A 12,877-nucleotide genomic window follows, 5' to 3' on the forward strand; every position below is an offset into this window, starting at 1 on the left:
GGCGGAGCGTGGATACGAGGTTCGCTTCGAGACCCCGCCCGGCGAGCAGGCGCAGGTCGACTTCGCCCAGTTCAATGTCGTCTTTGCCGATGAGCCGACCACGCCGAGAATCGTCTGGCTATTCTCCATGGTGCTTGGCTTCAGTCGCCTTATCTGGGCACGCTTCGTCGTCCACCAGGATCTGCCGACTGTCTTGCGCTGCCATGCTGGGGCTTTCGAGGCGCTGGGCGGCGCTCCTCGCGAAGTGCTTTACGACCGTGTGAAGACGGCTGTGATCGGCGAAGGCGATACCGGCGGCATCGTCTACAACCGTGCCCTCGTCGATCTTGCCCGCCACTATGGTTTCCATCCCAAGGCCTGCCGGCCTTACCGCGCCAAAACAAAAGGCAAGGTCGAGCGGCCGTTCCGCTACATTCGCGAGGACTTCTTCCTGGCCCGGTCCTTTCGCAACCTCGAAGACCTGAACGCCCAGTTGCGCCACTGGCTGGACACGGTCGCAAACCCGAGGGCTCACGCCACCACAAGGCGTGTCGTCAACGAAGCTTTCGCCGAGGAGCGGGCAGCGCTGCGGCCGCTGGCTTTGGCTCCGTTCCGATCGGTCCTGAAGCTCGAGCGACGCATCAGCCGGGAGGACATGGTCAGCGTCGGTGGCAATTTCTACAGCGTGCCCGACGCCACCAGGCGCCGTGTCGTCGAGGTGCACACGCTGGCCGAAGAGGTTCGCATCTTCGAGGACGGCGCGCTGATTGCCGCCCATCCCATTCTCGAAGGCCGGCATCAGCGTCATGTCGAGCCGGGTCATCGCAACATCCACATCCACAAGCGCCGACAAAGACTGAGGAACGACGAGCTCATCCTTCATGGCTCAGGCGACAGGGTCGCTCAGCGCCCGTTGGCCTTCTACGATGCCGTCGCCCGGGTGATGGCGAAGGAGCAGCGTCCATGACGAACGCGCTCGATACCACGCCATCCACGATCGACCGAATCCGCCACGACCTCGTCGGCCTGAAGATGCCGCGTGCGCTCGAAGCGCTCGATCATGTCGTACGCCGGCTCGAGCAGGGCGAGATCGCCGCCCTCGAAGCTATGGACATCCTCCTTTCGGAAGAGTTGACCCTCCGCGAGAACAGCCGGATCAAGACGGCACTGCGCATGGGGCGTCTGGCCACGATCAAGACGCTCGCCGGCTTCGACTTCTCTTTCCAGCCCTCGCTCGACCGCGATCGAATCTTCACGCTCGCCCAACTCGGCTTCGTCGCCCGCTGCGAGGTCGTCCACTTCCTCGGCCCGACCGATCCCACGACATAATGCACACCTCGCTATGTTATTGAAAAAGCTGGATCTGCTGATCCTGTGATTGTGATAATGGACTGTGTCCGCTCCTGCCGGAATGGTGCTGGATATCGAGTTGCTCGATATCTTCATGACGGATGATCCAGGGCGTACCCTTGCAATACTGCTCGGCCTTCAGATCGCCGGCGCGGATCATGCGCAGCACGGTCATTGGCCGCAGGCCGAGCTTCGCAGCCGTTTCCTGCAATGTATACTCGCCGCGCTCCGACCGTTCGTCCTTTTTGTAGACGGCGATGTCGTGCTGGTTGCGGAAAGTGCAGACACGGGACTGCGTCCATCCGTTCAGACGACCCGTGGTTTTGCCGAGCCGGTTGAGAAGCGATGCGATCGCTCTATCCGGCAATTGGCGTGCCAGGGCACGGATCAGGTCCTCGATGTCCGGCGGGGCGCCCCAACGGTGATGGCCTGCCTTGTTCTTCCTGACCGAAAGCGCGGTATGGTCGCCGCCCTGCCAATGCACCAGCATTTTGATGTGGTCGTCTTCGATGGCGACGACAATCTCGCGGATCACGGCACGGATGATCCGCTTGCGCGTGGTGGCGGTGGCGTTGGCATGATGCCATGCCAGTTCGAGATCGGCGCCCATGCGCAGCAGGCTCCGCCATTCCTCTTCTCCCAGAGCCTCAGGCTTGTGGCGGTCGAGCGCGTCAAGCTCGTCCTGACGCTCGCGGACGGCTACGAGCGCGGCATTCCAGCGTCGCTCCAGTTCGCCTGCTACAAGCCGGTTGTCCGGGTCGACGGCGTCATACTGGCGGCGTGCATGGGCGGCTTCATAACGTGCCTGCTCGAGTGCGAGCTCCACATGGCGCCGCTTCTCTCCAGCCTGCACGGTGGAGGTCTCGATGGCCTTGATCGCCGCTTCCATGCCGAGCGGTTGAAGGCGTTGAAGAACCTCCGCGCTGACCGCCTGATCGACCCGCAACGATCCGAAGCCGATGCACGGGTCGGTTCCGTGGTTGACCTGCGCTCCGCGGCAATGATAGCGCCCCGTATTGCCGTTGCTGCCGGAATAGGAGACATGCAGCTTGCGGCCGCAATGGCCGCAGCGCAAGAGACCGCCGAGCAGCAACTCGCCCCGGCGAAGAGCACCGCGCGGCACCAGGCCTTTGCTTGTGGCATTGTCCGTGATCAGGCGCTGATTCCTCTCAAAATCGTGCCAGCTCAGGTAACCTTCGTGATGGTCGATGAGCAAGACCTCCCAGTCGGCGCGATCGCGCCTGATCCCACGCAAAATCCGTTTGCGTCCGGCCTCTATGGTGACTTTGCTGCAGGTTCGCCCGAACGCATAGGCGCCGGCGTAGATCGGGTTGGTGAGAATGTGGTGCACCGTATTGTAGACGGGCAGCTTCCAGACGATCGCCCTGTCCGCCGCGCGCGTGTAATTTACGGCAGGGAGCATAATGCCCTCGCGGCGCAACCACAGATGCACCTGCCGGATGCTCTGCAGTTCGTCGAAACGCCGGAATACAAGATCGATCGCCTCGCGGATCCGCAGGTCCGGGTCTTTCTCGACCCGGTTCCGGCCCGACTTGACGTAACCGATCGCCCCGTCAGGAAAAGTTCGCCCCGTCGTGCCTTCTGCTTCAGGGCTTCGATCGAGCGGGCCCGCAGGATCGAAAGCTCCAGTTCGCTCATCGTGCCCTTCATGCCGAGCAGCAGCCTGTCGTTGGGATGACGCGGTTCGTAGATGCCGTCCTCATCGATGATGAGCGTTCCGACAAGGCCGCAAAACTCGATGAGCGTATGCCAGTCCCGGCCATTGCGGGCCAGCCGGGAGGCTTCAATGGCGAGGACCGCACCAACCCGACCTTCGCAGATCGCCGCCAGAAGCTTCTCAAAGCCCGGACGGCTGATGCCAGACCCTGAACGACCGAGATCTTCATCGATGACGATGGCGTCTTTCCAGCCAAGGGACCGCGCTCGCTCGGCAAGGCCATATTGGCGTCGCCGGCTCTCGGGATTGTTGACGAGTTGATCGGCCGTCGACTGCCGGACATAGACATAGGCACCGCGCGAGATGTTCAGCGGTGATCTTCATGATCTGCCTCCCGTCCCGTCTGGCTCACCACCGCTTCCCTCAGCAAGGTCTCGATCAGCGGGAGGGTGCGTTCCCGGACTTCGCCTGGAAGACTCGATGGCGGAGCCTTCTTGGAAAACAGGTCTGGCTGGTCGGTTCGGCATTGCCTGCGCTGCATGGTCGTCTCCTGGCTGGCGTGAGTCGCTCTGCAGAAAACGTAGACATGCATCGACCTCGCGGCGCAGGTCGCGCAGGCATGAAAGGGAAAACGGGGCGCCTCGCGAACCGCCATCGTCAGAGCGATCTCTTCCGTCATCCAGATCGGAATCAGCGCCAGGCTGCCATCCGGTTGTCGCCCGACATAGGCCGGCTCACCGCAATAACGCTGACGGCCTGTGACGAAAATCTCCCCGCCCGAACGTGGATGAAAGGCGTAACGGACAATCTTCTTTGCCTCGCCATCCTGATAACGGGCATTATGAGCCCAGTCCGACCGGCACGGGCAAGAGCCATCTGGCCATTGCGCTTGCCGTCGAGGCTGTGAAGGCTGGAAAGAGCGTCTATTTCTGCACGCTCGCCGAACTCATCGCCGCGCTGGCAAGGGCCGAACGCGAAGGCCGCCTGCAGGAACGCATCCGCTTCTTCTGCCGGCCTGCTCTGCTCGTTGTCGACGAGATCGGCTACCTCCCGTCATCCACGGTGGCGGCAATCTGTTCTTCCAGCTCGTCAACGCCCGCTATGAGAAGGGCGCAATGATTCTAACCTCAAACCGCGGCTTTGCCGAATGGGGCGAGGTCTTCGGCGATCCTGTCGTCGCAACCGCACTTCTCGATCGCCTGCTTCATCATGCGGTCGTCGTCCAGATCGAAGGATCGAGCTATCGGCTCCGACAACACGCCGAGCTCATGCCCGAACACCTGCGATCAAAAGCCTCCATCACGCCGCCGACGCTCAACGCACGACCGCGCGGCCGGCCGCCGAAAAATGGACACCCTTCCGCGACAGCCTGAGCGGCGAAACTGGGGAATTTACTTCGGCACTTTTGGGGAAAATTCGAGCGGCATTGACAGCTCTTATACGTTTCAGTGAATACCTGCGTGAAAACAAGAAGCCGGGGATTGCGGCTCGGCTTCACGAGGAGTCGCTGGATGAAGATGCCAAGCGCTATAACACCTCCAGTGGGATCAGTGCACTAGCTCATCTCCGGAGGTTCCCGCCGTACGCCGCACTCAGGCGCGAAATTGCCCTTGCTGCTCGTCCGGAAGACGCAGTCGGCATGGAGGCTCGTGCCATTGGGGACGCCGCTGCGCAGCATAGCGGGCCGCAGAAGGCATTCGGTCGGCCAGAGAAGCTCCTTGGGGAAGCTAATGAAGACGACGCTGTTCTGCCATCGTCTTTCGTGCCAACTGGGCACCACCACCAAGCCTCGGATCCCGCAGAGTCCTTTCGTCCCCTGAGCGGGCGCTACCGCGACCAGGGCGCGCCGGACGAGCGGATCGCTGCACTGGACAGGAGCAACCTGCTACCAAGCGAGGAGGTGCCACTGAGGCCACCGGAATTCGCTCCGCCCAGCTTGCGGGCGGGGAATTCCGCCTCGCCAGAGCTCTTTCCACGAGCCGACCCCAGCGGGCGGGTGCTCGGCGCATTGCAATTGCTAGGCGACCAACATATCCAGAGGGATTACGAGCTCCTGGAGCACGAGTTGCAGGGGAACAATCCAGATCTCGCCGCCCGGACGCGGTTCGTGGATCCCCTCGTAGCCCATTCTCATCTGCGCTTGGGCTCCGAGAGCGTCACGCTAAGCGCATTCCAGCGCATCGTCCATAATCAGAACGGTAACGACACAGCCGACTTCCTGTTCGTGCCAGTGAACGATGCCCATGCTACGCATCCTGAGCTCCGCGGCACCCATTGGTCGCTGCTGTCGTTGATCGCAGCGACCGGGAACGGCCGGTTGCCTATCATTATGACTCCGTCGGGGGATACAATGACACGCTTGCAAAAGACCTCGCAAAAGGCTGGGCGCCAGCCTGGACACCAGCTCGATCCGCATCGCCCAGCAGAGCAACAAGTGGGATTGCGGAGTCTACGTGGTGGACGGCACGCGGGCGCTGGTTAGCCGATTGCAAAGATGGCAGCCAGACCTGCCAGACGTGAACCTCTACAACCTCGTCGTCAATCGGCAGGCACTACAAACCCGACTCATGGGTCACGATACATCTGGGACGGCAAATAATCTCACGAACTTTGAACTCATGGACCGACACGCCCGAGACGCGGTTAAGGAAAGCCCCGTTGGGACGTTTCACGACCAAGGCGCAGACGCACCCGTTACCCAGGGCGGGGCTGCGCGCGCCCTTTTGAAGGGATATTGCCACTTCAGCGACGCGCAGAAATCGCAATTATCAGTCGAACACTTGCAGAGTATCAGCACGCTTCCCGGTGACGAGCCGCTTGCTCCGTCTGAACTGCGCCACGCGGCACCGGCGTCGGTTTCAGATTTGGACAGGAGGATCGAAGAGACCGCGGCACAAGCTCATGGCTACGCAGGAGAGCAGGGACCCATCTCTCGAGCTCAACAAGTCGCGCCAGCGCCGTTTGAACGGCACTTGGGCAAGACGCGCGAGGCCCAGGACGGACTGACGAGTACACTTGACAGGAGCAACCTCGTGAACAGCGGGGGCGTCATCATAAACAATGAACATTACACAGCGCTGTTGATACCGGCGAAGAGGCAGAGGACTGATAATCCGCAAAGCCTCGCCATGGGGCGGCAACTGAGCGAAGCAACCACGACGTCCATCAGCCAAGCCTCCGATCAAGCCCGAGCGGACCTAATGGCTTCCTTCAGAAGCAGGGAGCGCTCCGACGCGGGGCGTTGAGCTCCATGGCTGGGGTCAAGCAGAACAGCTCTCTTGACGACAGAGGCGCTGATGCGATCTCCGGACCGGTAGCTCTCGCCGTAATTGATCAGGCTGGCACTGTTGGAAGGCTTGATCAGCCTCGTCAGCCAATCTCCAGCATAGCTCCTGTCAGGCGGCCAAGGTTCCGTAGCTAACGTCTACGTCAGCGTTGAAAAAGGGCTCTGACGCATTGGTTCTGTCGCAAACTTTTCGGAAAGGTCATTTGCTGCATGACGCTTGCTCTTTTTTCCGGGAGTTTGTCATGTTCAAAGGCCGCCATTTTGATCGATCCGGATCCTGCTGTGCGTTCGCTGGTATCTTGCCTACAATCTCAGCCTGCGCGATCTGGAAGAGATGATGGCCGAGCGCGGCATTCACGTCGACCATTCCACTGTCCACCGCTGGGTCGTGCATTTTTCGCCTCTGCTGCTTGAACGCTTCAACCGGCGCAAGCGCAGCGTCACTGGAAAATGGCACATGGACGAAACCTACATCAAGGTTCGAGGCCAATGGATGTATCTCTATCGTGCTATCGACAGCCTCGGCGATACGGTCGAATTCTTTTTCAGCGAAAACCGTGACCTGCCGGCGGCCAAAAGCTTCTTACGGAAGGCCCTGCAGCGCCATGGCAGGCCGGAACGTATCGCCATCGACGGCAGCCAGACCAATCACGGAGGCCATCCGATCTTGCGATCTTGAAAATCGGCTGCGGGATCGATCGCAACGAGCACTAGCCAATCAGCATCCGCAAGAGCCAGTATTTCAACAACCGCATCGAACAGGATCATAGGCGCATCAAGCGCCGCGTCCGGTCCATGCTCGGCTTCAAGTCAACCACAACCGCCGAAATTATCCTCTCGGGCATCGAGATGGTTCATATGATGCGCAAACGACAGGCCAGGTTTGCCTACAATCCCACGCCCTCCATTGCCAAGCAGTTCGAAATGCTCGCCGCATGAGCGCCGCGTGACGCTCAACCTGCCCTTGCGACCTCAGCTGGAGTTTGCGACGGAACCAACGCACAGTAGGATCACGGATCGATCAAAATGGCGGCCTTTGAACATGACAAACTCCCGGAAAAAAGAGCAAGCGTCATGCAGCAAATGACCTTTCCGAAAAGTTTGCGACAGAACCATATAACTGGACTGATCTATGTATTCAGCAGAGTAGGACTACACGATGCCGATCGTCTGCCGCTTGATCTCGCACTCCGGCGCAAGGCTCCTCAGGCCTCTCTCCAACATATCCCCCGCCTCCTCAAGCGCCTCCTCGGGCATGGTCCCCAAGCTTTCCAAAATGAACCACATGCGGCCGCCAATCGCGTCCAGCCGGGTCCGGGTTCCCTGTCGCCAGTTCCAGCGCCGGCACGTTACACCAACATCATCGCGCCAGATGACCTCGCCCTTCGACGGGCGTTCGATGATCGCCTCGCTGTTCATGGTGGTGTCGAACTGTTCGGTCCCGTCTGAAACCGACAAGCGCGGCACCCCGACATAGGCGTCAAAATTCTCGCCGCCGACCGGAATTGCAAAACGCAGGCTAACGGCATTGTAGAGATCGACGATCGGGTTGATGGAGGGAAGTCGTCCATCTCTCTCGACGCGTTTCTTCAATGCCTGGGCAGAGCAGGGTGTGCGGTTCGGCTTTGCGCCAAAACGGGTATAAACCTCCCCCCAGCTCGCCAAATGGGCCTCCGACCATTGCGGTCCGCCTGCACGCGCAAAATCACAGGCTTCTTCCAGGATGTCGCTTGCCATAGTGCCTTGCGTCGCAGCGTTGGCATCGACGATTATGCTGACCGCCCGGAAATCCGGGGCAATCGCGGCAATCTCTTTTTCGATGATCGGAAATTCCAACATGCCACTAGCTCTCACTGACCAATTTAGTCTATAATAACGACCATGGAAAAGAAAGTCAATATATCGACCGAGACGGTAGCCGGTGTTGAACGCGTCAGCGCCACGGTGTCTCAAAACATGAAATTATTCCGCCGCCAGAACGGCTTGACCCTCGACGAGCTCTCCAGAAAATCCGGTGTGAGCAAAGGCATGCTCGTTGAAATCGAAAAAGGTTCGGCCAATCCGAGTATCGCCACGCTTTGCAGGGCCGCCACGGCGCTTGGCGTATCGGTCGCCGATTTCGTCGGTGTCGCGTCGAGTGTGCCGGTTCGAATTGTTCTTCCAGAGGACGCCTCGACGCTGTGGCATGGTCCAAAGGGGGGAACCGCGACGCTGTTGGTTGGTACGCATGGGCCTGACGAGATCGAGCTTTGGCGCTGGACGATGTTTCCCGGTGAAATCTTCGAGTCGCCCGGCCATTCACCAGGAACGCTTGAGCTTCTGAACGTGGAAATTGGTGAGCTGACCTTGCGGCTCGACGAGAGTGAACATGTGCTCCAGGCAGGGTCGTCGGTTCTGGCCCGCACGGAAGACAGGCACGCCTACCTGAATTGCGGAAACAGCGAGTTGCGGTTTGTGATGGCGGTGGCAGAGCTGCAAAGACCGCGTGTAAGGACAAGCCTCTAGACGCGTCCGATAGCGGGCAAAGCGTTACGTGTCATCTTCGCTCCAGACGGGTCTATGCCTGGGTGCGATAGACCCCGGGAGTGATGGGGGCAATCCCGGTTGCGCTTGGCCGGGTGGCCCCATCAAGACAAGATCCATGGTCCGATAGTGGCGTAAATCAGCCGAACGCCTGCGATGACAAAAAAGGCTGCGAGAACGCCGTCGATCCATCGCTGCGCTTTCTGATAGACACGCGAAACCGATGGGAGCGAAAACACGATCGCGTATCCCCCGAAAATCACCACGGCCAGAAACGCACACCCCAGCATGATGACAAAGGGCATGTAGGCGGGCGTACCCGGCTGCAACCCGAGAGAAATTGTTGCAATCCAGCCCATGATGGCCTTCGGATTGGCGATATGCAGGGCGATCCCGCGCCGATAGATCTTGCCCAACTCCGTGCGGGACAGCGCCGCCTCCGGCGGTGCAGAAAGGTCTTTTCCGGCAAGCGCGGAGCCGGCAAACCGTGCACTGAGATAGAGCAGATAGCAGCCTCCGATGAACTGCATGACATTGAGAGCACTCGGCCAGGCTTTCAATACCGTTGCAACGCCGGTCGAGGCGAGCACTGCCCACATCCAGGAGACAGAGACCACGCCGGCAGCCAGTGCAAGCGCTGCGACACGGCCCCGGCTCATGGCAGTATTCATGATGGCAAGATTGCTCGGCCCTGGACTGGATGCGGCCAGAATGTAGGCCGAGAACGCCATTATCAGGGGAGTGCCCACCGAGGGATCGATGATCATGGCTATCTGCTCATCTGGATAGGCTGATCACATCGGCTGGAAGCTGCTTTAGCACTGCCAAAACCTCTGACCGCGCGTCCTCGGAAAGTGACCTGATGGGCAGGGGAGGTGAAGCATGGCAGATCTCCAATGCCTCCGCCAAAGCATAGACAACCCGCAGGCTGGAATACCGTTTAAACAGAGCCCAGAGCGGCTCGAGGCTGGCATTGATCCTACGTGCCTCGGCCGCGTCGCCCCTTTGTGCAGCCCTGACGATCTTCAAACAGGCATCGGGAAGAAGTCCGCCAATGACACTGTACCAGGTATCGGCACCTGCAATCATCGCCTCGGTGCACTGCGCGTCTCCACTGTAGCCGATCGAAAAGCCGTCTGGCACCTGTGAGCGCTGGTCCTCCAGATGGCGCTGGGTTTCAGCCGGGCCAAAACCGGGGTTTTTGATGGCGACGATCCCGGGCACCCGAGACAGCCTTTCGACCAAGGCGGATGAGAACCGGAAATGCGTTGTTCCGGGATTGTCATAGATGCAAATCGGCAAACCGGATTCCAATGCGACTGTTTGGAAATGCTCGAACACTTCATCCTCGGTCAGAGGTGCGTACGACACTGCAGACAGCAAGCCGGCTGTCGCACCGATCCCTTTGGCATCCTTGGCATGTTGCACGGCTTCGTCCGTCCTCAGCGCTCCAATCCCGACCAACAAGGGAATATCAGCACCGACTTTATCGACGGCCACCTCAATTGCGCATTGGCGCTGTTGGCGCGACAGGAACATGTAACTGCCCGTGCTTCCCAACAGGCCGATAGAATCGACCTTTGCCTCCATCAAGCGCGCAAGAAGTTTTTCCAATGCGGGCTCATCGATATTACCGCCGCGATCAGCGGGGGTGATGGGAAAAGCGGACAAACCGCGCAGGAAAGTCATTGTGTCTCCAACTCTTTTGGCCGATGAACTGTAAGCCGACGGTCCGGCGTTGATGTCATTCACATTGCCAACTGGCCTTGGATATAGCGCCAGTTCTCGTCAATGTTGCCAGTCCAGTTAGCTTTTGGCGATGCGAGGTCCGGCCTCGCAAAGGGGGAGGCGCGGGACTGTTAAGTCTTTCCGACTTGGAATTCACGCTAACGTCATGCGAAATGATCTCTTGCAAGATTGTAGAAAAAAGCGGCGCCACGTACGAGGATGTCATCGTTGAAGTCATACGTCGTCGAGTGCAGCCCGGAACTGTCACCATTGCCGATGAGCACATAGGCACCGGGGACCTTGTTCAGCATGAACGAGAAATCTTCGCTGAACATCATTGGTACAGCAAGTTGGGAAACCGCTCCCTCGCCAAAATGGCGCTTGATGGACGCGACTGCGACCTGGACGGCAGCGTCATCGTTGATCGTTGCGGGGTACCCGACCTCCGAGGTGAACGACACCTGTGCATTGTAGCTTTTGGCCTGGAACGTCGCCACGTCTTCAATGCGCTGACGCAATTCGGAAAGGTCATTTGCTGCATGACGCTTGCTCTTTTTTCCGGGAGTTTGTCATGTTCAAAGGCCGCCATTTTGATCGATCCGTGATCCTGCTGTGCGTTCGCTGGTATCTTGCCTACAATCGCAGCCTGCGCGATCTGGAAGAGATGATGGCCGAGCGCGGCATTCACGTCGACCATTCCACTGTCCACCGCTGGGTCTGCATTTTTCGCCTCTGCTGCTTGAACGCTTCAACCGGCGCAAGCGGAGCGTCACTGGAAAATGGCACATGGACGAAACCTACATCAAGGTTCGAGGCCAATGGATGTATCTCTATCGTGCTATCGACAGCCTCGGCGATACGGTCGAATTCTTTTTCAGCGAAAACCGTGACCTGCCGGCGGCCAAACGCTTCTTACGGAAGGCCCTGCAGCGCCATGGCAGGACCAATCACGAGGCCATCCGATCTTGCGATCTTGAAAATCGCCTGCGGGATCGATCGCGACGAGCACTGAAGCCGATCAGAATCCGCAAGAGCCAGTATTTCAACAACCGCATCGAACAGGAGGTTCTGTCGCAAACCTGGAAAGTAAGCATCCGAGCAGTCACGCGGGCGAGAGACGCGCGCACGAAGCTGAACTATGATGCAGGGGTGCGGGTTCAGGCGGCCTGCTGACGAGGCGAACTCTCGGCCTGTAGACGGCGCTTCCATTCCCATGGGAGCAGTTCCGGGAGGCGAGACGTAGGCAGGTCCGCGATGCGGGCAAGGACATCGGCGAGCCAGGCCTTGGGATCTACGTCATTCAGCCGTGCGGTCATGATGAGGGGTGAGCATAGCGGCGGCGCGGTCCGCGCCGCGGTCGGAACCGGCGAAGAGCCAAGCCTTTCTTCCGCAAGCAATCTCGGGGTCATTCTGCCCATGTTGGACAGGAGGTCGAAGTCCATTATCGCTGGCATCCGTATTTCGGACGCCGGCTTCGCTGCGAGAACAGCGAAGAACGCGCCAACGGCCGGATCATTCATCTCGTCATCGTGCCGGGGCATGTCATTACCGCTCCGGCCTGGATGATAGATCCCGTGGCGTGCGCAGCAATGGATCTGGGCTCCCCGCGCGTATCGCTTGCTGCACTGCTTGAACTGAACAAGCTCTTGATCCAGCGCCGTTTCCGGCGAGGCTCTCCGGATGGTTTCATCATCGGGGAGACGCAAAATGAGGACCTTGCCGCCACCGACACGATCTCTTGTGATCGTTCGCCAGCTCAGCATGCCGCTCGACTCGCACAAGCTGGTCGGGCTGAGCGCAGCGCAACGAACGATCGTGATCGCCCGGCTCGCCAATGTGCTGATGGCCGCCGCCGGCATCGTGACGGAGGAGAGCCGCGATGACGAGCAGTAATCTGATTCCGACTGCCGTCCTCAAGCGCAAGGCCGTCGTCTATGTACGTCAGTCCACGCAGGCGCAAGTACAGCTCAATCTCGAGAGCCAGCGTCGGCAATATGAGTTGGTCGACGTCGCGCGGCGCTGGGGATTCCGCAAGGTTGAGGTGATCGACGAGGACTTGGGACGCACCGCAAGTGGAGCTGTGGAACGTCCTGGTTTCGAGCGCCTGGTCGACGATCTGTGCACCGGTCATGTGGGCGCTGTGCTTTGCCTGGAGGCGTCCCGCCTGTCTCGCAACGGACCGGACTGGCATCGGCTGCTCGAGTTGTGCGGCGAAGTCGATGCATGGGTGATCGATCTGGACGGAGTGTACGATCCGGGATTGCCGAACGACCGCCTGCTGCTCGGTATGAAGGGCAGCATCAGCGAGTTCGAGCTCGGCGTGCTGCGTGCCC

General features: G+C 59.7%; 12 protein-coding genes and 5 pseudogenes. 9 read left to right on the top strand and 8 right to left on the bottom strand.

Annotated elements, in window-relative coordinates:
• The coding region (gene istA / locus NKH01_RS34080; RefSeq protein WP_353024627.1) for an IS21 family transposase at positions 1–946 on the top strand (946 nt) is incomplete at its 5' end.
• Positions 943–1,290, top strand: a pseudogene (locus NKH01_RS34085) (ATP-binding protein); the annotation flags it as partial. The gene istA and the pseudogene NKH01_RS34085, both read left to right, overlap by 4 nt.
• 34 nt (positions 1,291–1,324) lie before the next feature.
• Here NKH01_RS34085 and NKH01_RS34090 read toward each other — a convergent pair.
• Genes NKH01_RS34090 through NKH01_RS34100 form a run of 3 tightly spaced genes read right to left on the bottom strand, consistent with a single transcriptional unit; the run spans position 1,325 to position 3,686 of the window.
• Positions 1,325–2,782 (bottom strand): recombinase zinc beta ribbon domain-containing protein, encoded by a 1,458-nt coding sequence (locus NKH01_RS34090; protein WP_353024628.1) that lies wholly within the window; start codon positions 2,780–2,782, stop codon positions 1,325–1,327.
• Entirely contained in the window at positions 2,737–3,378 is a 642-nt protein-coding gene (locus NKH01_RS34095; protein WP_353024637.1) for a recombinase family protein, read from the bottom strand. Before NKH01_RS34095 ends, NKH01_RS34090 begins: the two co-directional genes overlap by 46 nt.
• A complete protein-coding gene (locus NKH01_RS34100; RefSeq protein WP_353024629.1) occupies positions 3,375–3,686 on the bottom strand; it encodes a hypothetical protein in 312 nt (103 codons plus the stop codon). The genes NKH01_RS34095 and NKH01_RS34100 overlap by 4 nt, the downstream gene beginning before the upstream one ends.
• A gap of 173 nt (positions 3,687–3,859) precedes the next feature.
• On the opposite strand from NKH01_RS34100, the pseudogene NKH01_RS34105 reads away from it, so the two are divergent.
• The 3 genes and pseudogenes from NKH01_RS34105 to NKH01_RS34115 form a co-directional block, all read left to right on the top strand.
• Positions 3,860–4,380, top strand: a pseudogene (locus tag NKH01_RS34105) (ATP-binding protein); the annotation flags it as partial.
• Between the two features lie 1,080 nt (positions 4,381–5,460).
• Positions 5,461–6,252, top strand: coding sequence for a hypothetical protein (locus NKH01_RS34110; protein ID WP_353024630.1), 792 nt, complete (start codon positions 5,461–5,463; stop codon positions 6,250–6,252).
• 283 nt (positions 6,253–6,535) lie between these two features.
• A pseudogene (locus NKH01_RS34115) lies at positions 6,536–7,232 on the top strand (IS6 family transposase).
• A gap of 213 nt (positions 7,233–7,445) precedes the next feature.
• Here the strand turns inward: NKH01_RS34115 and NKH01_RS34120 are convergent.
• Positions 7,446–8,132, bottom strand: a complete 687-nt coding sequence (locus NKH01_RS34120) for a B3/B4 domain-containing protein (RefSeq protein WP_353024631.1) — start codon at positions 8,130–8,132, stop codon at positions 7,446–7,448.
• A 42-nt stretch (positions 8,133–8,174) separates the two neighbouring features.
• Between NKH01_RS34120 and NKH01_RS34125 the strand changes: the two genes are divergently transcribed.
• Entirely contained in the window at positions 8,175–8,798 is a 624-nt protein-coding gene (locus NKH01_RS34125) for a helix-turn-helix domain-containing protein (protein WP_353024632.1), read from the top strand.
• A 122-nt stretch (positions 8,799–8,920) separates the two neighbouring features.
• On the opposite strand, the gene NKH01_RS34130 is transcribed toward NKH01_RS34125, so the two are convergent.
• From NKH01_RS34130 to NKH01_RS34140, 3 genes are all read right to left on the bottom strand, one after another.
• Complete coding sequence (locus NKH01_RS34130) at positions 8,921–9,583, bottom strand: LysE family translocator (RefSeq protein ID WP_353024633.1); 663 nt, start codon at positions 9,581–9,583, stop codon at positions 8,921–8,923.
• Positions 9,584–9,593: 10 nt separating this feature from the next.
• A complete protein-coding gene (locus tag NKH01_RS34135) occupies positions 9,594–10,505 on the bottom strand; it encodes a dihydrodipicolinate synthase family protein (protein ID WP_353024634.1) in 912 nt (303 codons plus the stop codon).
• A gap of 203 nt (positions 10,506–10,708) precedes the next feature.
• A complete protein-coding gene (locus NKH01_RS34140) occupies positions 10,709–11,062 on the bottom strand; it encodes a M20/M25/M40 family metallo-hydrolase (RefSeq protein ID WP_353024635.1) in 354 nt (117 codons plus the stop codon).
• A 53-nt stretch (positions 11,063–11,115) separates the two neighbouring features.
• Between NKH01_RS34140 and NKH01_RS34145 the strand changes: the two are divergent.
• Positions 11,116–11,609: pseudogene (locus NKH01_RS34145) on the top strand (IS6 family transposase); the annotation flags it as partial.
• 92 nt (positions 11,610–11,701) lie between these two features.
• On the opposite strand, the pseudogene NKH01_RS34150 reads toward NKH01_RS34145, so the two are convergent.
• Positions 11,702–11,942, bottom strand: a pseudogene (locus NKH01_RS34150) (transposase domain-containing protein); the annotation flags it as partial.
• A 363-nt stretch (positions 11,943–12,305) separates the two neighbouring features.
• Between NKH01_RS34150 and NKH01_RS34155 the strand changes: the two are divergent.
• Both NKH01_RS34155 and NKH01_RS34160 read left to right on the top strand, forming a co-directional pair.
• Positions 12,306–12,437, top strand: a complete 132-nt coding sequence (locus NKH01_RS34155) for a hypothetical protein (RefSeq protein WP_352624128.1) — start codon at positions 12,306–12,308, stop codon at positions 12,435–12,437.
• A partial coding sequence (locus tag NKH01_RS34160) for a recombinase family protein (RefSeq protein ID WP_353024636.1) occupies positions 12,424–12,877 on the top strand: 454 nt, incomplete at its 3' end. The genes NKH01_RS34155 and NKH01_RS34160, both read left to right, overlap by 14 nt.

The sequence above is a fragment of the Mesorhizobium sp. M1403 genome (assembly GCF_040317695.1).
Classification (GTDB): Bacteria; Pseudomonadota; Alphaproteobacteria; order Rhizobiales; family Rhizobiaceae; genus Mesorhizobium.